18 protein-coding genes are annotated in these 23,516 nt (G+C 72.8%); 9 read left to right on the plus strand and 9 right to left on the minus strand.

From position 1 onward, the window contains the following. Positions 1-292: 292 nt before the first annotated feature. Both QUY26_RS01225 and QUY26_RS01230 read right to left on the minus strand, forming a co-directional pair. Positions 293-1,762, minus strand: coding sequence for a hypothetical protein (locus QUY26_RS01225; RefSeq protein ID WP_289943225.1), 1,470 nt, complete (start codon positions 1,760-1,762; stop codon positions 293-295). 234 nt (positions 1,763-1,996) lie between these two features. Beyond that, the gene (locus tag QUY26_RS01230) at positions 1,997-3,277 is read right to left on the minus strand and encodes an aromatic ring-hydroxylating oxygenase subunit alpha (protein ID WP_289943226.1); all 1,281 of its coding nucleotides are present in this window, start codon (positions 3,275-3,277) and stop codon (positions 1,997-1,999) included. A 404-nt stretch (positions 3,278-3,681) separates the two neighbouring features. On the opposite strand from QUY26_RS01230, the gene QUY26_RS01235 reads away from it, so the two are divergent. The 6 genes from QUY26_RS01235 (at position 3,682) to QUY26_RS01260 (ending at position 11,570) form a co-directional block, all read left to right on the plus strand. After that, positions 3,682-5,193 (plus strand): glycoside hydrolase family 3 protein, encoded by a 1,512-nt coding sequence (locus QUY26_RS01235; protein WP_289943227.1) that lies wholly within the window; start codon positions 3,682-3,684, stop codon positions 5,191-5,193. A 965-nt stretch (positions 5,194-6,158) separates the two neighbouring features. Then, entirely contained in the window at positions 6,159-7,184 is a 1,026-nt protein-coding gene (locus QUY26_RS01240; RefSeq protein WP_289943228.1) for a phytanoyl-CoA dioxygenase family protein, read from the plus strand. Between the two features lie 20 nt (positions 7,185-7,204). Continuing rightward, complete coding sequence (locus tag QUY26_RS01245) at positions 7,205-8,515, plus strand: DUF6271 family protein (protein WP_289943229.1); 1,311 nt, start codon at positions 7,205-7,207, stop codon at positions 8,513-8,515. Between the two features lie 18 nt (positions 8,516-8,533). Beyond that, positions 8,534-9,748, plus strand: a complete 1,215-nt coding sequence (locus tag QUY26_RS01250; protein WP_289943230.1) for a type III PLP-dependent enzyme — start codon at positions 8,534-8,536, stop codon at positions 9,746-9,748. Further along, the gene (locus QUY26_RS01255) at positions 9,745-10,317 is read left to right on the plus strand and encodes a GNAT family N-acetyltransferase (protein WP_289943231.1); all 573 of its coding nucleotides are present in this window, start codon (positions 9,745-9,747) and stop codon (positions 10,315-10,317) included. Before QUY26_RS01250 ends, QUY26_RS01255 begins: the two co-directional genes overlap by 4 nt. Before the next feature lie 8 nt (positions 10,318-10,325). Further along, a complete protein-coding gene (locus QUY26_RS01260) occupies positions 10,326-11,570 on the plus strand; it encodes an MFS transporter (RefSeq protein WP_289943232.1) in 1,245 nt (414 codons plus the stop codon). A gap of 55 nt (positions 11,571-11,625) precedes the next feature. On the opposite strand, the gene QUY26_RS01265 is transcribed toward QUY26_RS01260, so the two are convergent. Beyond that, the gene (locus QUY26_RS01265; RefSeq protein ID WP_289943233.1) at positions 11,626-11,895 is read right to left on the minus strand and encodes a hypothetical protein; all 270 of its coding nucleotides are present in this window, start codon (positions 11,893-11,895) and stop codon (positions 11,626-11,628) included. Between the two features lie 93 nt (positions 11,896-11,988). Between QUY26_RS01265 and QUY26_RS01270 the strand changes: the two genes are divergently transcribed. After that, complete coding sequence (locus tag QUY26_RS01270; RefSeq protein WP_289955374.1) at positions 11,989-12,516, plus strand: sugar O-acetyltransferase; 528 nt, start codon at positions 11,989-11,991, stop codon at positions 12,514-12,516. Here the strand turns inward: QUY26_RS01270 and QUY26_RS01275 are convergent. Continuing rightward, positions 12,500-16,156, minus strand: coding sequence for an AfsR/SARP family transcriptional regulator (locus QUY26_RS01275; RefSeq protein WP_289943234.1), 3,657 nt, complete (start codon positions 16,154-16,156; stop codon positions 12,500-12,502). The two genes, QUY26_RS01270 and QUY26_RS01275, sit on opposite strands and share 17 nt — an antisense overlap. A 161-nt stretch (positions 16,157-16,317) precedes the next feature. Here QUY26_RS01275 and QUY26_RS01280 point away from each other — a divergent pair, with 161 nt between their 5' ends. Further along, positions 16,318-17,961, plus strand: a complete 1,644-nt coding sequence (locus QUY26_RS01280; protein WP_289943235.1) for an MFS transporter — start codon at positions 16,318-16,320, stop codon at positions 17,959-17,961. A gap of 84 nt (positions 17,962-18,045) precedes the next feature. Here QUY26_RS01280 and QUY26_RS01285 read toward each other — a convergent pair whose 3' ends face one another. The 5 genes from QUY26_RS01285 to QUY26_RS01305 all read right to left on the minus strand — a co-directional run bounded on the left by QUY26_RS01285 (position 18,046) and on the right by QUY26_RS01305 (position 21,946). After that, complete coding sequence (locus QUY26_RS01285; protein ID WP_289943236.1) at positions 18,046-18,564, minus strand: GNAT family N-acetyltransferase; 519 nt, start codon at positions 18,562-18,564, stop codon at positions 18,046-18,048. 132 nt (positions 18,565-18,696) lie between these two features. After that, positions 18,697-18,972 (minus strand): hypothetical protein, encoded by a 276-nt coding sequence (locus tag QUY26_RS01290; protein ID WP_289943237.1) that lies wholly within the window; start codon positions 18,970-18,972, stop codon positions 18,697-18,699. Next, positions 18,965-19,525: an RNA polymerase sigma factor gene (locus QUY26_RS01295; RefSeq protein ID WP_289943238.1), complete on the minus strand. Its 561-nt coding sequence runs from the start codon at positions 19,523-19,525 to the stop codon at positions 18,965-18,967. The genes QUY26_RS01290 and QUY26_RS01295 overlap by 8 nt, the downstream gene beginning before the upstream one ends. Positions 19,526-19,679: 154 nt before the next feature. Further along, complete coding sequence (locus tag QUY26_RS01300) at positions 19,680-20,501, minus strand: GNAT family N-acetyltransferase (protein ID WP_289943239.1); 822 nt, start codon at positions 20,499-20,501, stop codon at positions 19,680-19,682. A 29-nt stretch (positions 20,502-20,530) separates the two neighbouring features. Beyond that, the gene (locus QUY26_RS01305; protein ID WP_289943240.1) at positions 20,531-21,946 is read right to left on the minus strand and encodes a S41 family peptidase; all 1,416 of its coding nucleotides are present in this window, start codon (positions 21,944-21,946) and stop codon (positions 20,531-20,533) included. Between the two features lie 471 nt (positions 21,947-22,417). Here QUY26_RS01305 and QUY26_RS01310 point away from each other — a divergent pair, with 471 nt between their 5' ends. After that, complete coding sequence (locus tag QUY26_RS01310; RefSeq protein ID WP_289943241.1) at positions 22,418-23,437, plus strand: CAP domain-containing protein; 1,020 nt, start codon at positions 22,418-22,420, stop codon at positions 23,435-23,437. Positions 23,438-23,516 lie beyond the last annotated feature (79 nt).

Consider the following 23,516-nt stretch of genomic DNA (forward strand, 5'->3'; position numbering starts at 1 on the left):
GCACGTGCGGGTGACTTGGGGCGGGACGCTAGTCAGCTTTCATCGAACCCGGAACCCCTTGCGCGACAAGGAACGCAACTTTTTCTCGCGTCAGGACAAAGCGTGCCCCGCGGAACCGGAGGCGCGCGGTCCCGCGGAACCGGAGGCGCGCGGTCCCGCGGAACCGGCGGGCGCGGTCCTCTGGGATCGGAGGCGCGCGGCCCCCTGGAACCGGCGGCGCGGAGCACGGACTCCCCGCGCCACCGGGCCCGGTGTCGTCACCGAGCAGGCGCCCGGACAGCCGGGCGACCGGTCAGGGCGCGATGCCCACGCCCGGGACGCGCCCCCAACTCCGCTCCTGCGCCGCCGTCATCGCGGGCCAGGAGTGACCGCCGGGGCGCGGCCGCACCCGCGAGGCGTACTCCCCCGGCACGAAGCGGGGGTCGTAGAAGCAGCCCGTGCCGTACGTCGCGTCGAAGGCCGGGCAGGCGGCGGCCACGGACGCCGGCGTGGGCTTCCTGCCCGTGCGCACCCAGGTGTCCAGCGCGGCGAGGGAGTTGGCGTACTCGGCCTTGCTCAGCCCGCTGTGCTCGTTCTCCCGTGTGAACGTCTGCACCAGATGCCGGTCCCGGCCCGCTCCGCGCAGCGAGGCGCGGTAGGCCGCCTCGTGCTCGACGAAGGCCGTCGGGTCGTCGATCGCGTGCAGCGTGAGCACGGGGATCGAGACCTTTCCGGTGAGGTCGCTGTCGTACGACAGGTCGCGGGCCGCGGTGGGATCGGCCGAGAACCGCTGCACCCCGGCGTTGAGGGTCTTGTCGTCGTGGGAACCGGAGTAGCGCACGCCCTTGTTGCCGAAGGGATTGCGCCCGCCGAGGCGCTTGTCGACGATGTCGCGGAAGGTGAAGGTCGCGAACTTCAGGTGGGATTCCAGGCTGCGTTCCGGGATCCGGGTGACGGCGAGGATGTCATCGAGGTTGCGCTGCTGGCGGGTTGTGCGGTCGGTGGGCGCGGAGCCCAGGCCTGTGCACTCCTGCAGCCGTGCCTCCAGGTCGGCGCCCGTCATCGTGGAGTCCTTCGGCAGTCCGCTCCACAGCGGGTACGGGGGCTCGGACGGCCGGGGGTGGTTCCGGCAGTAGTACTGGTAGACGACGCGGAGGTCCACGCGGTAGTCGTAGCCCCGCGAGCCGCCGCCGAGCACGCCGTTGGTCAGCAGCGCGCCGTCGTAGGGCCGTCGGCCGCGCGAGCCGTAGGTCTCGACGGCCTTGGCGGCGACGTCACCTCCCCAGGACTGGCCGTGCAGGTAGGTCTTCCGCGGCGCCCGGAACTCACGCGCGAAGAGCCTGCGCAGGTTCTCGGTGTCCGCGGCCGCCATCCGCGTGCCGTAGCCGCCCCGGCGGTAGGAGGAGCCCGCCCACGCGTACCCCTCGTCCACCAGCACCGACCAGCGGTCGAGGTCCTCCATGCTGCGCCGCGGGTCGGAACCGGCGCCGAGGTCGGGGCCGCCGTGCGCGTGCAGGACCAGGGAGCCGTTCCAGTCCCGGGGGACGGCGATGGTGTAGTACGCGCCGTTGCCGTCCCGGCCCGTGTAGCAGGTGGCTTGCGCGCCCACGCTCGCCGGGCAGTCCACGGGGTGGGGGCGTCCGGGGTCGGCCGCGGTGGCGGGGGCCGGTCCCGCGAGGCCCGCCATGAGGGCGACGACGCCACCGGCGAGGACGGCGGCGTACCCCCGCCGGTGGGACGTGTGGGAACGGCGCGGTCGCCGTGCGGTCAGCCAGTTGCCCATGAGTCGTCCTTCCCCGGGCCTCCAGGCGCGGCCCTCGCGCGGAGGGCTCGATGCTAGGCACCGGTGAAGTGGCGTACGAGAGCCCGGGGATTGCGTTCATATTGATCTCCGTGAACGCCCCGTATGGCCCTCCACGCCCCCCTGCGGCCCCCCGCGGTCGCCCCTTTGGAACCCCCCCCTCCGCGGCCGTCCCTTGCCGCCCTCCAGGCACCTGCCCAGGGCCTCATCGCCCGCTCAGGACGTCACGGTCCCCGCCCCGGCCAGGCGCTCCGCCAGATACCGCTGGAACTGCCACAGCGGACGCTCCAGATGGGAGAAGCGGCCCGCCGAGGGCGCGGGGTCGGTGGCGAGACCTCGCTGCACACCGCGGATGGCCACCAGGTCCTCCGCCTGGATGATCTCGAACTGCTGCCGGGAGGCCTCCACATAGGCGTCGAAGCCGGGCCGCTCCTTGGCCTCCTCGGGGACCAGGATCGTGAAGACCGCGTCGTGGCCGCCCGGGCCCCTCGGGATCCAGCGTGCGAACGCGACGCTGTCGGGCATCATGGCCATCGCCAGATTCGGGAAGACACCCGCCACCGTCATGCCGGAGAGCTGGCGCATGCCGAGTCCCGGGATGAGGGTGCCGACCAGGTCCATGCCGTCCGCTCCCTGCGGGATCTCCATGTCGAGGGCGAACGGGGTGTACATGCTGAACCCGCGCCCCTCGCACTCGTCGACGACCGTGTCCTTGCCGGGCAGGATCCGCTCCAGGGAGTCGGCGTGCGAACCCATGTGGTGGTAGTTCTCCGAACCGTTCTCGAACGCAACCTTCCAGTTCGCGGGGACGCCGTCCCAGCGGGCCGTGAACCCGACGACCAGGTCCTCGACGCGATACGGCGCCACCGTGGCCTCGAGTGCGCCCAGCTGCGGGGCGAGCGGGGCCGCGTCGGGGTCCGCAGTGACCATCAGCAGGCCGTGCCAGACCTCCAGGCGGTACTGGGGAAGCCGACAGGCGGCGCGGTCGAACTCGACCTTGTTCATCAGCGGGGCGCCCGCGAGCTGTCCCGCGAACTCGCCGTTCAGGCGGTACGTCCAGGTGTGGTACGGACAGGTGAGCCGTTTGAGCGAGCCCTGGTCGGGGGTCGACTCGGGCGGCAGCACGTCCATGAAGCGGTGCCTGCACACCCTCGACAGCGCGTGCAGGTCGCCGTTCTCGTCACGGGTGATCACCAAGGGCCGGCCGAGGTCGTCCACGCGCAGATAGTCGCCGGGGCGGGCGACCTGTGAGACGTGGCCGACGCAGATCCAGTCGCCGCCGAAGATGCGGTCCATCTCCAGTTCGTGGAAGTCCGCGCTGGTGTAGGCCCGGGCGGGCAGGGTCTCACCGCGCTCCAGGGGCAGCTGGGCGAGCCGCGCCAGTTCGCCGAGCAGGGCGGGCAGTCCGCCGTCCGGGGATCCGCCCCGCGGGGAGAGACGTCCGTCGTGCGGGGAGGAGACTCCGCCGTGCGGGGAGGAAAGTCCTTCGTGCAGCATCGTGGCACCGCCTTCAGTCCGGGATCTCCTTTCATGCTCCGCCGCGGCCGACGGAACGGGATCGACAGCCTGAACGACATTCACGTACATCCTTCGGCTGACCCGGGCAACCCGGATGTCCGATGCACGTGAGACAGGCAATCGACGTAAACTCGCCCCTCACCTAAAGGTCTAGGCCAATGATCGACGACTGAGGCCCGTGAGGCGCGGGTCAACACCGGACGGCCGCACTCCGTGACGGCCCCGAACCCCCCGCCTGGGCAGCGCATTTGAGCACACACCGGCACGGAACGACTCCTTGACGCGGTTGATTGGTATAGGCCAATATCCACCTCGTTCGCTCCGCTTTCGCCGCGGTCGACCGATCCGCCGATCCCGCACCCCGCTCCTCCCGGAGGTCCCTCATGGCAAGCGACAGCCACCCGCACCTCACCCGGCTGGCCAACTCCGTGCTCCAACCGGGCTTCGCGGGCACCACCGCCCCGGACTGGGTGCGCCGCAGGATCGCCGACGGGCTCGCGTCCGTGGTGCTCTTCGGCCGCAACATCGAGAGCCCCGAGCAGGTCGCCGCCCTCACCGCGGCCCTGCGCGCGGAGAACCCGGACCTGATCGTCGCCATCGACGAGGAGGCCGGCGACGTCACCCGCATCGGCGCCCGCACCGGCGCGTCCTGGCCCGGCAACCTCGCGCTCGGCGCCATCGACGACCCCGACCTCACCGAGCAGGTCGCCCGCGACATCGGCCGCCAGCTCCGGGCGATCGGCGTCTCGCTGGACTTCGCGCCCAGCGCCGACGTGAACTCCAACGCCATGAACCCGGTGATCGGCGTCCGCTCGTTCGGTGCCAGCACGGACGTGGTGGCACGGCAGACCGCCGCCTGGATCCGCGGCCTGCAGTCCGTCGGCGTCGCCGCCTGCGCCAAGCACTTCCCCGGCCACGGCGACACCGACGTCGACTCCCACCACGGTCTGCCCCGGTTCACGGCCGACGCCGACGAGATCGCCCGCACCGCCCTGCCGCCGTTCGCGGCCGCGATGGACGCGGGCGTCCGCGCCGTCATGACCGCGCACATGCTCGTCCCGGCGCACGACGAGGAGATGCCCGCCACACTCAGCGCCCCGATCATCAACGGCCTGCTGCGCGAGAAGCTCGGCTTCACCGGCCTCGTCGTCACCGACGGCATCGAGATGGGCGCCGTGACCGGCCCGTACGGCATCACGGGCGCCACGGTCCGCGCGGTCGCCGCGGGCGTGGACGCGGTCTGCGTCGGCGGCGAGAGCGCCGAGGAGTCCACCACGGTCGACCTCGCCGACGCCCTGGTGCGCGCGGTGCTCGACGGCACTCTGCCCGAGGAGCGCCTGACCGAAGCGGCGGCTCGCGTGGGCGAGTTCGCCACCTGGTCGGCCGCACTCGCCCGGCAGGCGGACCCCGAGGCGGACGCCTCCGACATCGGCCTGGTCGCGGCCCGCCGCGCCGTGCGCGTCCACCGCAGCGCCAACGGCGCCGAGCTCCCGCTCGCGGCCGACCCGCACGTCGTCGAGCTCTCCCCCACCATGAGCCTCGCCGTCGACGGCGCCACCCCGTGGGGGGTCGGCGAACCGCTGCGCGCGCTGCGCCCGGGCACCACGTCCGTGCGGATCTCCGAGTCCGAGCTGACCGGCCAGGATGACCTCCTCGACCGTCTCGCCCTGGCCCCCGCGAACGGCCGGGACCTGATCGTCGTCGTCCGTGACGCGGCCCGGCACCCGTGGATGTCCCAGGCGCTCCAAGGCCTGGTGCGCCGCCGCCCGGACGCCCTGGTGGTGGAGATGGGCGTGCCCGCGGGCGAGCAGGTCGGCGCGGTCCACGTGACGACGTACGGCGCCACCCGGGTCTCCGGGATCGCCGTCGCCGAGGTGCTCGTCGGCGCCTCCTGAGCACCGGGGCGGCCCGACGCCGGGCCGCCCCGCAGCCGTGCGCGCGGGCGCGCCCGAAGCCTTCCACGACTGCCCGAAAGGGCAGTTCGCGGGGGCCTCGGGGGCAGCTCCACGGGCCCCGCCCCTGGTCGTGGACGCGGCAACACACCCGCTTCGGGCGGGGGTTGACTTCGCCCTTGGTCTAGTCCATCTTTGGTGGAAACCGAAGCTGGTCTAGTCCACTCCGGGGCGGGTGTCCGCCGGACCCAGGACTCCGGTGCGGACCCGCCGCGGCGCGGGACGGCCGGCATCGCGCGTCCACCGCGGGCTTCTTGCCCCGGGAGCGGCGTCGAGTACGAGGAGGTAGCACCACCGGCTCTGTCGCCACCGAGCACCGCGGCGCTCGCGCCACCGGCACGACAGTGCCCCGCAGCCCTGCCACCCCGCTGCCCCTCCTCCCACCACGCCGCCCGCCCCGGACGCACCTGGCCGAGCGCGCGGCCCGGCGGACCACGGCCGAGCACCCTTCGGCCCCGGCCCGCCGACGCGATCCGCACGCCATGCCACCCCCGTGGCCCCGGACCGACCATCCCCACGCCACGGCAGCCGCACCGACCATCCGTCACACCTCTCAACACCTCTCACCCTTCTCTCACGCCCGCACACCGCGCCCCATGCGGTCAGCGGGAAACGAACCCGCACGCACTCCGACCTCGGTCAGACCGGGGCACGTCATCGCGCGACGCCCCGCGACCGGGCGCCCGCGTCCATCGCGGCACGCGCCGCCCCGGTACCGCCACCGGTCCGGCGGGCAGTGTCGCTCCCGGACCTCGACGACGGCAGCGCCTCGGCCGATCTCGTCGCCGCCTCCCCCAGCGAGGCCTCCCCCCACGCGCGAAACCGCCGGGCCGCGGCCCCTCCTGCCCTTTCGCCGTGCCCACAAGTGCCCCCCTTCACCGCGTCCCAGCAGCCTTGGAGGACCCCGCATGTCCACCCCGTACGCATTCCTGCACCGTGCCGCGTCGGACCGCCCGTATTTCAGCGCGGACGGCGAGACGTACCTGGCGCAGTTCCCGCTGAACGAGATCAAGAAGGACCTCCCGCTCCGCGTCCTCACCGAGGAGCAGTTCACCTCCTGGCAGACGTACGGCTACGTGGTGGTCCCGGAGGCGATATCCACCGAGGCCGCGGGCCGTCTGCTCGACTTCGCCTGGGAGTTCCAGGGACTCGACCGGTCCCGGCCCGACACCTGGTACGAGGAGCGGGAGTTCGGCACCGACCTGGAGCGGGACCTCTACATCTACGGCTTCGTGGAGGCGTACCACCACCAGCTCATCTGGGACAGCCGCCAGACGCAGCGGGTCTACGACGCGTTCGTCGACGTGTGGGACTGCGAGGAGCTGTGGGTCACCCTCGACCGGCTGAACCTCAACCCGCCGAACGTCAAGAACCGTGACCGCGCACTGATCGCGCCCACCGACGAGGGCTTCGACATCGAGCTGCACTGGGACGTCGACTCCACCCGCGGGGTGCTGCCGCAGCGGGTGCAGGGCATCATCGCGCTCCACGACACCCAGCCCGAGCTGGGCGGCTTCCAGTGCTCACCGGAGCTGTTCCGCCAGTTCGACCGGTGGAAGCTGGACCAGCCCGCGGACCGCGACCCGATCCGCCCCAACACCGACCGGGCCGAATTCCCTGTGGTGCGCCCCGAGTTGAAGGCGGGCGACCTGCTGATCTGGAACGGCATGCTGGCGCACGGCGTCGCCCCCAACACCTCCGACAACGGTGTCCGCTCGGTGCAGTACCTCTCCATGATGCCGGCGCTCGAGGAGAGCCACGCGCTGCGCAAGTCGCGCGTCGAGTCCTGGCGGAACCTGTCCACGCCGGACTGGAACGCCACGCTCGTCGGCGACGCCACGAAGCACGAGTCGCTGCGCTACGGCACCGCCGAACTCACCGAGCTCGGCGAGAAGCTCCTCGGCCTCAGCTCCTGGCACGCCGACAACGCCTAGTGGGGAAGCGAAGAGACGCCATGCGCAAGATCTGCCTGACCCTGCCCACCAACAGGGCGTGCACCGCGATGATCGTGGCCCTGCTCCAGGAGGCGGAGTACGCGGTGCGCACCTTCGACGTCGAGGTGCACGTACTGGTCCTGGACTCCTCCGGGCCCGCGACCTTCGCCGAGCACGCCCGTGCCGCCCGGACGGCGTCGGCCGCCGCGGGGGTCGTGGTCCATCACCTCGGCGAGGACGAGCAGCGCGACTTCCTGCGCGAGGTGATCGACGCCGCGGGCGCCGTCAAGCAGGACCTGCTGCTCGATCTGATGCTGCCCGCCGCCGTGTCCTACGGCGCCTGCACCAACCGGGCGTTCCTCATCGCGGCGGCCCTCGGCTGCGCGTCGGTGCACCGCAGGGACTCCGACAGCGACTACCAGGTCCTGGGCGGCGAGCCCGTCTACCCCGTCCACCACGAGCTGATGTCCCTCGGCAAGCGCGCGGCCGACGCGGCCGGCGGCGTCACCGGCAGTGACCTCGCGGCGGAGCACGCGGACAAACCCGTGGCGCTCGTGGGGTCCTCGTTCATCGGCGAGCTGTCCGTGGACATCGGTGAGATGCGCGACCTGGACCGCGACGTCTACCACGACGTCGTCAGCCTGTGGGCGCCGTCGGACTGGTCCGCCGAGCAGAAGCGGGAGCTGGTCGAGGAGTCCTTCCGGGGCGCCGGGCACGCCCCGTTCACGGGCGACCGCGCGGAGCTGACGCTCGTCGACCCCATGCGGGTCGACATGTGCAACGTCAGCTTCCACGGCGTGCACGAGCAGGTGCCGCTGCCCCCGGCCACCGACACCATCGGCAGCGACTACTTCCTGCTGCACCTGGTGTACGACGCCACGCTGCCCGGGGTCGTGCACAACCGCAACATCGTGAACTTCTACACGGGCGAGCGCAGGACCGAATCCGGCTTCGTCGCGTACCAGAACCGGTTCGTGAAGTTCTTCCTCTCGATGCTCTACCTCAACCACGTCTACCGCGAGATGACGGCGGCCGGGTCCGCGCTGCTCGACGAGCGCCACCGGGTGCGCGTGGCGCGGATCGCCGAACTCGTCCGGGAGAGCACCCGGTTGGACACGGCGGAGAACGTGGCGCGGCTCGACGCCCTCGATCGTTCCTACCGCAAGCTCGGCGGCAAGTACGCCGGGTTCGCCGACTCCCTCGTGCCCCGGCGCGGGCGGCTGCTCGACGAGGCGCGCCAGGACATGGAGGACTTCGCGCTGCTCATCGAGTCCTGGGCCGCGCTGGTCAGGGCGAGCCGGTCCACGCGCCTCAGCCGACTGCACGCGTAGCGGAACAGGGCATCCACCATGTACGAAACGACCAACCTGCGGGCGGCCCTGGCGGCCGCCACGGAGGACCAGATCGTCTACGACCTGCCCGGCATCGCGGACCGGCACGACTCCCTGGTGCGGGAACTGCCGGGCGTCGCCGTCCGGTTCGCGATGAAGGCCTGTCCGGTCGACGAGGTGCTGTCCTGCCTCGCGGGCCGGGGCGCCGGGTTCGACGCGGCGAGCCCGCACGAGATCGCGCAGGCCCTCGCCACCGGCACACCGGCGGACCGGATCCACTACGGCAACACCATCAAGTCCGACCGGCACATCGCCGAGGCGTACGACCTCGGCATCAGGGACTTCGCGACGGACAGCGTGGAGGACGTCCGCGCCCTCGCGGCGCTCGCCCCGGGCTCCCGGGTGTTCTGCCGTCTCGCCACCGACGGCGAGGGCGCCCTGTGGGGCCTCAGCCACAAGTTCGGCTGCTCCCCCGCGGACGCCCTGCGGGTGCTCTCCACAGCGCGGGCGTCGGGCCTGACGCCGTCGGGCCTGTCCGTGCACGTCGGCTCCCAGCAGATGACGGCCGAGGCGTGGCGCGCCGCGTTCGACCGGATGGCCGACGTGCTCGCGGCCCTGGCGCGGCGCGGCATCCGACTCGACCACGTCAACCTGGGCGGCGGCCTGCCCGCGCTCGGCTACCGGGACCGGTACGGCAATCCCCTCGACCCGCCCCTGGACAAGATCTTCGCCGTGCTCCGGGAGGGCATGGCGCGCCTTCGGACCCTCACCGGGACGCCGCTGGACTTCGTCATCGAGCCGGGCCGCTATCTCGTCGCCGACCACGGCGCCGTCCGCGCCCACGTGTCGCGCCTGTCCGCGCGCGAACAGGTCAACGGCGAGCGCCAGCACTGGCTGTACCTCAGCTGTGGCAAGTTCAACGGCCTGTACGAGATGGACGCGCTCCAGTACACGCTGGTGTTCCCCGATCACGAGGGCAGCGACTGCGTCCCCGCGGTCGTCGCCGGTCCCACCTGCGACAGCGACGACGCGTACAGCCACGAGGGCAGCCTGGTGCACGTGCCGCGGAGCGTCGCGTCGGGCGACCCGGTGTGGATCCTGTCCTCCGGCGCGTACGCGACGAGCTACACCACGCAGGGCTTCAACGGCTTCGGCCCGCTGCCCTGCACCTGGATACGCGGCGAGGGCGACGTCGCGCCCCTCGCCTCCTCGACGGGAGGGCGCACGCGATGACCCGCGACCCACGCATCCGGCTTCGGCCCGTAGCCGACGGCGACTGGGAGGGCATCGCGGCCCTGGAGGCCGAGGTGTACACACCGCTCGGGCTCTCCGAGGGCCGGGCCGCCCTGGAGTCACGGGCGCGGGCGTCGCCGAGCACGTGCTTCGTGCTCGACTGCGCCGAGGGGCCCGCGGGGTATCTGCTCGCGCTGCCCTATCCGCCGTTCGAGTCACCGGACCTGGCGCGGCCGGAGAAGCACCAGATCTCCGACGTCCCCGGGTCCTCCCACACTCCCGGTTCCCCTGCCTCCCCCGCCGTTCCCTCCGGCAATCTGCACCTGCACGACCTCGTCGTCGCCGAAGACTTCCGGGGACGCGGGCTCGCCCGGCGGCTCCTGCGGCACCTCACGACGACCGCGCGGTCGCAGACGTACGAGCAGATCTCCCTGGTCGCCGTCGCGGGGAGCGAGACCTTCTGGTCGGCGCAGGGGTACCGGGCCCATCGGGAGATCCCGCTCCCGGGCAGCTACGGCACGGACGCGGTCTACATGTCCGCGGCGGTGCCGGAAGGACGAAGAGGCTGAAGACGCTGATGCAAAGATCACTCGTTCGCGATGACTTCCGGCGCGCACAACTGGCCATCGCGGCGCTGTTCTGCGTCCTGGGCTTCCAGTACGCCACGTGGGCGGCGAGGCTGCCCGCGCTCAAGTCCCGGCTCGACCTGTCCGAGGCCGAGCTGGGGCTGCTCCTGATGGCCTGCGGGGTGGGCGCCGCGGCGTCCTTCCCGCTGGTCGCCGCGCTCACCCGGCGCTGGGGGTCGCGACGCCTCGCGCTGGTGTCGGCCCTGTTCCTCGGCGTGCTCCTGCTCGCCCTTGCCGCCGCGCCGAACTATCCGGTCGCCCTCCTCGTCATGTGCGCCGACGGCCTGGGCGTGGGCTGTCTGAACGTCGCCATGAACGCGCAGGGCGCCGCCCTGGAGGCCCGGCACGAGCGGACCGCCATGTCGCAGTTGCACGCGACGTTCAGCGCCGGTTCGCTGGGCGCCGCGCTTCTCGCCTCCGGCATGAGCGCGCTGAGTTCGTCGGTGGCGCTGCACTTCGGCGTCGCCACGGTGCTCGTGCTGCTGCTGACGCTGTTCGCGCAACCGGCGCTGCTTCCGGACGAGAAGCAGGCCGATGCGCCCGCGGAAGCGGACCCGGCCCCCGAACAGGCCGCCGACGCCCCGCAGAAGAAGGAGGGGAAGGCCCGGCGCGGCTGGAGCCTGCCCTCCCGGGTGACGCTGTGGATGGGCGGCGCCATGGTGTGCGGCACCGTGGCGGAGGGCGCCATGAACGACTGGTCGGCGCTCTACATGAAGGAGGTCGCCGACGCGTCGGCGCGCCTCGCGCCGCTCGGCATCGCCGTGGTCTCCGTCATGATGGTGCTCGCCCGGCTCTTCGCGGACGGGTGGCGCACCCGGTTCGGTGACGGCCGCGTCGTGCGCGTGGGCAGCCTCCTGGCCGCGGCGGGCCTCGCGTTCGCCCTTCTCGCCGGTGGGGTCGTACCGGCTCTGATCGGCTTCGCGTGCATGGGCCTCGGCATCGCGGCCGTCACGCCGTGCGTGTACGTGGCGGCGGCCAAGCAGGGCTCGGAGGCGCTGGCCCTGGTCGCCGCGATGGGGACGACCGGCCTGCTCGCCGGTCCACCGCTCATCGGCTTCCTCGCCCACGGCACGAGCCTGGTCTGGGGCATGGCGGCGGTGGCGGTGTCGGCTGCGCTGGTGTCGGTGTGCGCGGCCCGGATCGGCTGGCCGAGCGCTGCTGCGGCGCCGGAGGCGGAGGCGAAAGCGAAGGTGTGAGCGGGCGGGTGGGCCGCCTCGGGGACGGGGTGGCCCACCGCGGCGCATGGCTCCGCTACGGGTTGCGGTCGAAGACGATGCCTTCGTTGACGCGGCAGGTGTCGTCGCCTTCGCCGCCGTCGACTTCGCCCTTGTTCAGCAGGACTTGGATCTCGGCGTCGCCTTGGTTGCCGTGGATCCTCCCCATGGCACCGTCGATCTCATCGTTGACGGAGACGATGACGCCGTCGCCGCCACCGGCCTGGATCAGGCCGAGGCCCGCCTCCTCCACCCTGACGGCGCGCAGCGCCTCCGATCGGCCAATGTCCCCCTTCGGGGTACACAACCAGTGGTTGTGCCAGTCCGCACATGAAGTTGTTTGATCGACCCCTCCTCTGGGTGCTGGGATCTGCGTATGACTCCTCGCACAGACCAGATCATGTATGTCCGGACACCCGAGTTCGCGCGCCATGTGGAGCGCATCGCGGAAGTGACGGACGCGACCTCCCGCCTCAACGTGCTGCCGTTCAGCGACAGCGAAGGCCGTGCCGAACTACTGTCGGTTGTGTTCGGTGGACCGCTGCCGGAGTCGGTGACGATCTACCCGCCGTTCTTCACCGAGTACGGGCTGAACACGACGTTCGGGGAGAACGTCTTCGTCAACCAGGGCTGCACGTTCATGGACAAGGGCGGGATCCGCATCGGCAGCGGCGTGATGATCGCCCCGAAGGTCAGCCTCATCACCGGAGGGCACCCCCTGCCTCTCGCCGAGCGCCGCGAGCACCTCGCCTTCGCCCCGATCGTCATCGAGGACGACGTCTGGATCGGGGCGGCTGCCACGATCATGCAGGGAGTGACGATCGGTGCGGGTTCCGTCGTCGCCGCAGGAGCGGTGGTCACCCGTGATGTTCCCGCCCGCACGCTGGTCGCGGGTGTCCCCGCCCGGACGGTCAAGACGATCGACTGAGCCCTGCCGGGCCCCCCACGTCCCCGGAGATCTCGCACCGCGCGGCACAGGACGCCGCAGACGTGTTCGGCGGCCTGTTCCCGGGCCCCTCCAACCGGCAAGCAGCCACCGCCTCTTCAGGCGTCAGCGCACTCCCACGCGCATAGGCGGACCGGTAGGCCTCCTCGTCCAGGCATCCGCGCACCACCGCACTGATCCGGTCGACGTCACCGCGCTCGGCGGGCGGCAGGGGCATGCCCACCGAATCCCGGGCCGTGTGTGCCGCTCCGAGGAGGACGGCGGCGCACAGGGGACGACCGGCGGCGGCGTGGGCTCCGGCCAGGCCTTCCAGGGCGAATGCCTGGGCGCGGGCGTCTCCGGTGGTGCGGGCCGCGGACCAGCCCGCCAGGTGGAGCCGCAGGGACTCCGCCGCGTCGCCGCGCTGTTCGGCGATGAAGCCGAGTTCCGCGAGGACGAGGGCGATGCCCGGTGCGAAGGCCATGTGAGTGAGCCACCGCAGGACATGGCGGAGTTGAGGCTCGGCGGCGTCGAGGTGGCCCGCGCGGCGGGCGCCGAGGGCGAGGCCGGTCTCGGCGCGGATGACGCCCGGTCTGAAGCTGTGGTCGGCCGCGATCCGCACGGCTCGTTCGTGGAAGGCGCGTGCCATGTCGTGGTCGCCGGTGAGGGTGGCGGTGCTGCCGAGGCCGCTGAGCTGGTCGGCGGCCTCGGGCCACAGGCCGAGGTCCTCGGCGATGCGCAGTCCGTCCTCGTGCAGCCGGGCCGCACGCCGGTAGTCGCCGGTCATCTGGGCGAGTGCGGCCAGGGGTTCGACGGTCAGCAGCTGCCCCCAGCTGTCGCCGAGTGCGGTGAAGAGGGCGGCACTGCGGCATCCGGCGTCCTCGAGGGTGGCGAGGTCACCGCGTACGTGGGCCTGGTTGGCGCGGACGCACAGAGCCGCGGCGAGGCCCCACTCGTCGTCGAGGGCGCGGAATCCGTCGAGGGCGAGGCGGATCAGCTCTTCGCTCGCCGCCTGGGCGCCCACGCCGAACAGGGCGAAGCCGAGGAACCACTGGGCGCGGGCCCCCTCGCGCCGGTCCGTGATGTCCTTGGAGAGTTCGACGGCTCCCCCGCTCCGCTCCGTACGGTCGGCGTCGTCCCCGACGAGCACCGCGAATCCGGCCTGCCAGGCCCGCGCCCGGGCCCTGGCGGAGACGAAGGACTCCGACGTCGCGGCGGGCCCCGCGTACCGCCGCGACGTCTCCAGCGCGGCGCCGAGCGATCTGAGGGCTTCCCGCAGCCGCCCCCTCAGGAACCAGTACCAGGCGAGCGCGTTCACCAGGCGCAGCGCGTGCTGGGCGGCGCCGTCACGGACGGCCTCGTCGAGGGCGCGGCGCAGGTTGGCGGCTTCCGCGTCCAGGAGCCGAAGTCGGCGCCGCTGGTCGTGGCCGCGCAGCTGGGGTGCGGCCCGTTCGGCGAGCGCGGTGTAGTGGTCGCGGTGCCGACGGCGTACGCGCCCGGCCTCACCCGCTTCCTCCAGGCGGGCCGCGCCGTAGTGGGCGACGGACTCCAGGAGCCGGTAGCGCACCCCGTCCCCGCTGTCGACGGCGACGACCAGTGAGCGGTCCACGAGTCGTACGAGCAGGTCGGACACGTCCTCGGGCAGCAGCCCTTCGCCCGCGCTCACTTCCTCGGCGGCGGCCAGCGCGCAGCCGTCGGTGTGTACGGCGAGCCTGCGCAACAGGGTCTGCTCGGGCGCGGTCAGCAGCTCCCAACTCCAGTCGATCATCGCCCGGAGGGTCTGCTGCCGCGGCGGGGTGCCCCGGTGCCCGGTGCCGAGCAGCCGGAACCGGTCGTCGAGCCGGGCCACCAACTCCCGCACGCCGAGGGCCCGTACGCGGGTGGCGGCCAGTTCGAGGGCCAGGGGGATGCCGTCGAGGCGACGGCAGACCGTCGCGACGTCGTGGGCGTTGTCCGCGTCGAGGCGGAAGCCGGGGGCCGTGGCGGTGGCCCGCGCGACGAAGAGCCGCACGGCGCCGGAGCGCGCCACGTCCGCCACGTCCTCGTCCCGCGCGGGGTCGGGCACGTCGAGCGGCGGTACGGCCCAGATCGCCTCGCCGGGGATACCGAGGGGCTCCTGGCCGGTGGCGAGGACCCGCAGACCGGGGGCGCGGCGCAGAAGGACGGAGGCGAGGTCGGCGACGGCTTCGACCACGTGCTCGCAGTTGTCGAGGACCAGCAGCAGCCGCTGGTCGCCGAGTGCTTCGGCGATCCGGTCGGCCGGTGCGGCGGGCCCGCCCGGGGCGGCGGCTTCGGAGGCGGTCTCCTCGCGGATGCCGAGCGCGGCCATGACGGCCTCCGCGACGGCGTACGGGGCGTGTGCCGGTTCCGTGCGCCCCCGGGCCGCGAGTTCGACCAGCCGGACGCCGTCGGGGTGGTCGCCCGCCATCCGGTCCGCCACGGCGAGCGCGAGCCGGGTCTTGCCCACGCCGCCGGGCCCGGTGAGGGTCAGCTGCCGCACCGAGCCGAGCAGGGATGTCACCTCGGCCAACGCGTCCTGGCGGCCGATGAGTTCGGTGAGGGGCACGGGGAGGCCGGGGCGCGGGCGGGGAGCGGGAGTCGGTGCGGGGCGCGACTCGTCGACGGGGGCGGGGGCGGGGGCGGGGCGGTCTGCGCCGCTGGGCACAGGGTGGTCTTCGCGGCGTGGTGGGACGCGGTCGCCGTCCCGTCGTCGGGCGTGGTCACCATCCCCTCGTCGGGCGCGGTCACCGCCCCGTCCTCCGGCACGGTCGCCGTCGCCTGGCCGTTCGGCACGCTCGCCGTCAGGTCGTCCAGCGGAATCGTCGTCGACGCGTGCGGCCCGGGAGACGTCGGACGGAACGACGCGGGCCCGAGGCAACACCACCGCCGTGCCGAGCGCCGGGTCCTGCTCCAGGATCGCCTGCTGCAGGACCACCAGCTCCGGGCTCGGGTCGAGCCCCAGCTCGTCGGCGAGCCGGATCCTCAGTTCGCGGTACGAGGCCAGCGCGTCGCCCGCTCTCCCCGCGCCGTACAGCGCGCGCATGTGCACCGCGCGGAGCCGCTCCCGCAGCGGGTGCGCGGCGACGAGCGCGCCCAGTTCCCCGGCCACGTCGCCGTACGCGCCGAGTGCGACGCGCGCCTCCGCGTGCTCCTCCACGGCGGCGAGCCGGGCCTCCTCCAGGCGGGCCGCGACCGGCCGCGCGAACGGGGTGTCCTCGAAGCCCGCGAACGCCGTACCGCGCCAGAGCGCCAGGGCGTCCGCCAGGAGCTCCGCGCGGACGCCCGGGTCGTCGGCGGCTCGCGCGCGGGCCGTCAGCGCGCCGAACCGGTCCGCGTCGACGCTCTCCCGGTCCGTGCGCAGTACATAACCGCCCTCCTGGAGCGTCAGGAGCTCGCGGCCGCCGGGCTCAGCGTCCTCGAAGGCGCGCCGCAACTGCCACACCCTGGTCTGCAGGGCCGCCGCGGGCTTGCCGGGTAGTTCCTCATCGCCCCACAGGTCGTCGATCAGCCGGTCCGCGGACGCGGGCCGTCCGTCAGACGAAAGCAGCGCGGCCAGCAGGGCACGGGTCCTGGGACCCGGGACGGTGACGGGATCGCCGCCCGCCGTCCACACGGCCAGTGGCCCGAGCACCCCGAATCGCATGGCGCCCACCGTAACTCAGCGCCGTGACCAGCGGGACAGTGGTCGTGAGAGCGCCGTGAGCGGACGGAGAGCGGTTCGTGAGCGCCCTGTCGCAGGCTGGCATCCGCCCCGGCGGTCGAGCCCGGGAGCGAGTTCCTTCCACCCCCTGCGAAAGGCCCGCCATGACCGCTACGAACACACTCAAGGAGACGAACAGGGGGGAGCGCGCGAACGCGGCGGGGCCGAGGGAATGGCTCGGCCTCTTCGTGCTGACGCTGCCCACGATCCTGCTGGCGCTCGACGCGACCGTGCTGAATCTGGCCGTGCCCGACATCAGCGCCGATCTCGGCCCGAGCAGCGCCCAACTGCTGTGGGCGGTCGACATCTACGGCTTCATGATCGCTGGTTTCCTGGTGACGATGGGCACGCTGGGCGACCGCATCGGCCGCCGCAGACTCCTGATGTTCGGCGCCCTGGGCTTCGGTCTCGCCTCGGTCCTGGCGGCGACGTCCACCAGCCCCGAGATGCTGATCGCCGCCCGCGCGCTGCTCGGCATCACGGGCGCCACCCTGATGCCGTCCACGCTGGCGCTGATCAGCAACATGTTCAAGGACCCGCGGCAGCGCGGGGTGGCCATCAGCGTGTGGGTCACCTGCTTCTCCGTGGGCATCGCCGTCGGACCGGTCCTCGGTGGTCTGCTCCTTGAGTGGTTCTGGTGGGGTTCGGTGTTCCTGCTGGGCGTCCCCGTGATGGTCGTGCTGCTGGTGACCGCGCCGCTGCTCCTGCCGGAGTACCGGGACCCGGCGGCGGGCCGCGTCGACGCGGCCAGTGTGGTGCTTTCGCTGGTGACGGTGCTTCCGGGCATCTACGGCGTCAAGCGTCTCGCCGAGCACGGCGTCGACGCCTTCGCGGTGGCGGCCCTGCTGACCGGTGCGGTCTTCGGCACCCTCTTCGTGCTCCGGCAGCGCCGGCTCGCCGACCCGCTGCTCGATCTGCGGCTGTTCCAGAACCGCGCGTTCAGCGCCGCGCTGCTCGTGCTGCTCCTCGGCCTGGGCGTGATGGGCGGGCTCTACCTCTTCATCACGCAGTACCTGCAGCTCGTCGAGGGTCTCTCCCCGCTCGAGGCCGGTCTGTGGCTGCTGCCCGCCGCGCTCGCGCTGATCGTCGCCTCGTCGCTCACCCCGGCGCTGGCCCGCCGGATCCGTCCCGGGTACGTCGTCGGCGGCGCTCTGCTCGTCTCCGTGGCCGGCTACGCCCTCATCGCCCAGGTGGACAGCCACGGCGGGCTGCCCCTGCTCGTGACCGGCTTCGTCCTCGTCTACACCGGCATCAGCCCCATGATGGTCCTCGGCACGGACCTGGTGGTCGGCTCGGCCCCGCCGGAGAAGGCGGGTTCGGCCGCGGCGATGTCGGAGACGGGCATGGAGTTCGGCATCGCCCTCGGCATCGCCGGACTCGGCAGCGTGGTCACGGCCGTCTACCGCGACGAGACCAACGACACCCTTCCCCGCGCCCTCCCGGAGGACACCGCGCACGCGGCCCGCGACACGCTCGCCAACGCGGACGCCGCGGCCCGTGAACTGTCCGGCCCCTTGGGCGAGCAGCTCCTGGAACCCGCGCGGCAGGCCTTCACTTCCGGCCTGAACGTCGCCGCCGGGGTCGCGGGCACCGTCGTGGCGGTGCTCGCGGTGGCAGCGATGGTGCTGCTGCGGCAGGTGCGGACGGGCTTCGAGGAGGAGGCCGGGGGCAAGGCCGAGGACCAGGACGCCGCCGGGACGGCCGACGGAGTCGCGAAGACGAGGGTCGCCGCGGGCGAGAGCCACTGAGGACGGCCCGATGGGGTGGCGCGGCGGACGGCGCTCGACACGCCGTCCGCCACACCACCCCAGAACCCGTTGCCGCCCGCGGCGTTACCGTCGAAGGCCGAGGTGGAATCGCGTGTAGTCCGCGAACTCCGCCACCTGCTCGAAGCCCAGGCGCCCGAGCAGCGCCACGCTCCGGTCGTTGCCGTGCGTCACCCCGGCGTAGATGTCCGTCGCCGCGAGCTCCCGCGCCGCGTGTCCGTACAGCGCCGCGCACGCCGCCGTGGCGCGGCCCGCGCCCTGGTGGGCCTCGTCGATCCAGTAGCCGGTGCCGTAGTTCGGCGGGTCGACGGCGATGAGGTCGACGCGGCCGATCAGTTCGCCGCCGAGACGGATGCCGTAGCGCAGGTCGGGGGCGGGGTCGTCGGCCAGGTGGGCGCGGACCCAGGCCGGGGTGGCGCGGCTCTCCTCCTGGTAGTCGCCGAGGCGGCTCAGGTGCTGCCGGTTGCGGTCCAGGAGCGCGTAGTAGGCGTCGGCGTCCTCGGCGGTCAGTTCCCGGAGCACCAGGTCCGGCTGGTCCGTGGGGAGGTCGGGGGCCCGGCCGTGGGGAGTCGCGGATTTCGTCACGCTGCCGAACATACGGGGGCGTGAGGTCGGCGCTCAACACAATTACCGCGCACCGACCGGAAGGCGTCCACCCACCCGTCTGCTGGCCCTCCCGGCTGGGGCGAGAAGGGCCGGCAGCTTCGCTGACGGCGGCTACGTGGAACGGGCGTGCCGGGCGACGGACAGCTCACAGCCGCCGTCCCCGCACGAACGCCGCAACCGCCCGTTCGACAGGGTCTGCAGCAGCCCGATCGCCCAGCACATGGGGCATCCACGCAAGGCGAGCAGCCCCAGCGGCGCCAGCAGGAGTCCGGCAGGACCGACCACCGGGATCAGCAGCACCGAACCGGCCAAGGCACCGAATCCCAGGGCGCCGCGCGCCAAGTGCCGGGGCAACGACCTACTGGCGAAGCTCCGCCGGTCAGTCATGGCCCCCTCCCGGAACAGGCTCGGGTGTTCCCTGCAACGCCTGGCGGACCGCCACGCGGGCACGGTGCAGCCTCGACTTCATCGCGGCGGTACTCAGGCCGAGCGCGTCGGCGACCATCCGCCCGCTGTAGCCCTGGATGTCCCGCAGGATCAGCACACGCCGCTGGTCGGCGGGCAGTTCGGCGATCGCCGCCGCCACCCGGCCCGCTTCCAGGCGCTGCAGCACCTCGTCCTCGAACGACGGCACGGCGGTGTCCGGGACCGGCCCGTGGCTGCGCAGGCTCAGACGTGCCCGCCGCAGGCATTCGTTGCGTACGATCCGGAACATCCACGACGCCAGCGCCCCGGAAGCCCGCAGCATTCCGATCTTGCGATACAGGATGATCAGCGCTTCCTGTGCGGCGTCCTCGGCGTCCTGCGGCGTGGCGCACAACGAGTACGCGAACCGCTGCACATGCGGATGCGAGCCGCTCACCAGAGCGGCCGTGGCTTCCACGTCGCCCTCCTGTGCCGCGGCGATCAGCTGATCCCCGGGCCAAGTCACGTCAGCCACGCGAACGCCCCTTCTGACGCCGCACGACGAACGTGCACACACAGATGAGCACAGCCGCGACGATGACGGCACCAATGATCACGACGAACCTCCTGTTCCTGTGCCGACGGAGCTGTCCGCACACGCACAAGAGGCACCAGGGCCGCCAAAGGATTCACCCCTCCTGCGGCGGGGCCGGGCGGGTGGCCTCCCGGCGCACGGTCCAGATCGCGCCCAGCGGGGTGAGCCCCAGACCGCGGGCCACCGCCTTCGAGGCGTGGTTCGTGCTGGTCGTGCTGTAGAAGAGGACGTCCTTGGTGGGGCGTACGCGCTCCGCCCAGGCCGCGACGCAGACGCGCGCGAGGCCGCGGCCCCGGTGGTCGGGTCGGGTCCAGATGCCCGCTTCGGCGGCGAGGTCGCCGGCCGCGGGGGTGTGGCAGATCGACACCGGCTCCCGGCCCCGTACGGCCATGGCCCACTCCCCCAGGTCCCCGGCGATGAGTCCGGTCCACTCGCCGGGCTGCCAGTTGTCGGGGCGGATCAGGTCCCGTGCGGCCGCCCGGCCCGCGGTGGTGGGGACCAGGACGGGCAGCGGGCCGACAGCGGGCGTGGCGAGGCGCGCGGGGAAGAGCCAGGACGGGCCGCCCTCGACGGACGCCCTCTGGCCGCCGAGCTCGACGGCCAGGCGTTCCAGCGTGCGGGGCGGCCGGTCCGGGGCGTACGGCTCGTCGTCGGCGTGGCCGGCGGGATCGCCGTCCGGGCGGGCGGGCGGCACGACGCCGGGGCCGAGTGCGAGCAGCCGGGCCCGCGGTGACCACGCCCAGACGGCGAGGACGGTCGCGTCCCGCACGGCGGGCGGCGCACCCGTTTCCGGTACGAGCCCGTGGATCGCGTCGACCTCCAGGGCGAGGAGCCGCGCCTCCTCCCTGTCCGGCGCGTCCCGGGACACCTCGCTCCCGGCCGGCTCCCCCTTCTTCGACTCACCCGCACTCGCCATCCGGCCAGGCTATCTCCGGCTCGCGTCGGCTAACTCCGCAGGACCTTCAGGGCCTTGTCGAAGGCCGAGTCCCTGTTCTGCTCGAACTCCTCGTCCGTGAAGACCGGTTCGGTCAGGTGCGGGGGGATTCCGGGGCCGTCGAAGGTGGTTCCCGACCGGGTCAGGAACTCCTCGTTCGGCAGCCACGTCCCCATGCCGACGATGGGCAGCCTGCGCGGCAGGACGTCCGAGAACACGCCCTGCGTGGGCTGCCCGATCCGCACGGCCGAGCCCGGCCGGTCGATCAGTGCCTGGACGAACGTCTCGCCCGCGCTCACCGTCGACCCGCCGGTGAGCACCGCGACGGGTCCGGTGTAGCGGGGCGCGGCGGCGGGCGTGACGCGCACGGGCTGCGGGCGGGTGTGCCGGGTGGGGTCGGCGGGGTCGTTGCGGGCGCGCTTGGAGTAGGCGACGTAGCCGGTGTCGGTGAGGCGCCCCGCGAGATGGATTCCCAGGGCGTCCGAGCCGCCGCCGTTGATCCGCAGGTCGATGATCAGGCCGCGCAGCTTCCGCGTGCGGTCCTTGGTGAAGACGGCCTCCAGCGCCCGGTCCAGCTCGGCGAGCTGCTCGGCGTACGGAGCGCCGTCGCCCGCATACCCGCTGAAGCCGGAGATCCGCAGGTAGCCCTGGTCGCCCGGCAGGTCGGCGTAGGTGATGCGGCCCTTGGCGAAGTCCTGGACGTTCCCGGCTCCCTTCAGGTCGCGCGCGAGCACGAACTTCTTGACCCGGGCGTCCAGTTCCTCGCCGGGCGGCACCGTCCCGGGCCGGCCCCGGTTGAAGTACCGGTCGCCGTAGCCCACTCCGGAGTGCATGTCCTCGAGCGGGTCGAGCATCCGGGAGAAGATCGTGAACAGTTCCTCGGGGGTGGTACCGGCGTGCACCTCGGTCCGGTACCGGTCGCGCATCGCGTGCCAGTCGACGCCCTTGGCCGCGAAGAAGGGGTAGTTCTCCTCGTACGACTGCCAGAAGACGTCGAAGGTCGCCACGGGGCCCTGCGGTGCCGGTCGCGTGCAGGTGGCGGGGAGCTTCCCGACGCGCCGCAGCTCCTGATGGCCTGTGCTGCCGTCCATCCGCAGGGTCGCCCGGTCCCGGCCGGGGGCGGTGCGCAGGGTCAGGCCGACGCCGTTCCCGTCGAGGTAGCGATCGGGGCCCGTCCGCTGCGCGACGTCGCCCTCGAGGCAGCTCACGGCCGTGGTCTCGTACTCCTGGAGCACGCCGTCGCGAATCGACCACACCGCGCCATATCCGTCCACACGCCATAGGCCGGACTCCGGTGATTTCAGCCTGTCGACTTCCGGCGTGATCTTCGCTGGTGTGACCGCCGTCGCCGCCTCCGCGGTCACGCCCGATGCCACGGTCAGCGCCAGGGCCGTCATCGCAGCCGTCGTCGCCCTTCGCATGCGCATTCCTCTCGTTCGGGCGTTTCGTCTCCTTCGAAAAACATGTCCCGGGCCTCACTTCTGAGAAACGTGACCCGGCTCTCAAAGCAATCCCTTCGCTTTCTGTTATGCCGCCCCGGCACGCAGGATCTCCCCATCAGCGAGGTCACACCGGAACCAGGACGGGAGAGCTTTCGTGGAGCACGACCGGCGGCAGCCCGGACAGGCCGACGGCGGGGAGCCGACCGCTCCCGTCGCCGTGGGCCGCGGACGGCGAGCGGTGGGCGCCCCGGCGGGGGCGCCTCGCGCGCTGCTCCCGCGCGTGCGCCGCGTGCACGGGGCACGATGCGCCCCGCACCTCCACGGAGGGACTCCTGACCGGTCCCGCGCCCGTACCGCCGCCGACGGTGGGCACCATCCACCTGACCGCCCCGACAGCCCTGACCGCCCCGACCTGACCCGTCCCCTTCCGACCACACTGAGGCATTCCCCCACACCATGAATCCACAAGATCCGGCAGATCCGCTGTCCCGCCGGCGCCCCGCCGACTCCACGACACCCGGCGGCCCCTACCCGCACCACCCGGACCCGTACGCCCACGCCCCGGGCACCGGCCCGGGCCGGGCGTACCCCCCGCCCCACGGCACCGACGCACACTTCACCGACGACGTCACGGCGATATCCCCGGCTGCGTCCGGCGCCCCGGGTCCGCGTGCCGAGCTGCGGCAGCGGCGCACCACGCGGCGCCGCAGGCAGGCCATCGCGGCGGGCGCGGGCATCGCGGCGATCGCGACGCTGACCGCCGTCATGCAGTGGGGCTCGGACGGCTCCGACACCCCGGAGCAGACCGCCGCCGCGGCAGCGATGGACACCGGTACGGACTCGGACACGGACTCGGACACGGACGAACCCACGTCGTCGAGCGAGGCGCCGTCCGCCACGCCGAAGGCGAAGAAGCCCGAGTCCGCGTCCCCGTCGAAGCCCGCCGAGCCGAAGAAGTCCGAGTCGGCGAAGCCCTCGAAGAAGCCCGAGCGGGCGCCGGCGGGGAAGCCCGAGGTGACGAAGCCTTCGGCGCCCCCGAGAACCAGCCGCCCTGCCCCCACGCCGACCCCCAAGGCCCCCTCGGCCGCGGCCTCGGGGTCGACCGCCCAGCAGGTGCTCGGCCTGGTCAACGCCGAACGCCAGAAAGCCGGTTGCCGTCCGCTCACGAACAACAGCAAACTCGCCACGGCGGCGCAGCGCCACTCCGCCGACATGAAGGCGCGCAACTACTTCTCGCACACCTCCCCCGACGGCACCGACCCGGGCAAGCGCATCACCGCCGCGGGCTACCGGTGGAGCACCTACGGCGAGAACATCGCCCGCGGCCAGCAGACCGCCAAGTCGGTCATGTCCTCCTGGATGAACAGCGAGGGCCACCGCGCCAACATCCTCAACTGCTCGTTCAAGGAGCTGGGGGTGGGCATCGTGAAGGGTTCCGGCGGGCCGTGGTGGACGCAGAACTTCGGCGCGCGGTGATGGGCGCGTGGTGATGCGACGGATGGTCATCCGGCGCACGGTGTCGCGGCGCACGGCGAGCAGGTGACCTCAGCGGTCG

Origin of the sequence: Streptomyces flavofungini, assembly GCF_030388665.1 — a bacterium.
Lineage (GTDB): Bacteria > Actinomycetota > Actinomycetes > Streptomycetales > Streptomycetaceae > Streptomyces > Streptomyces flavofungini_A.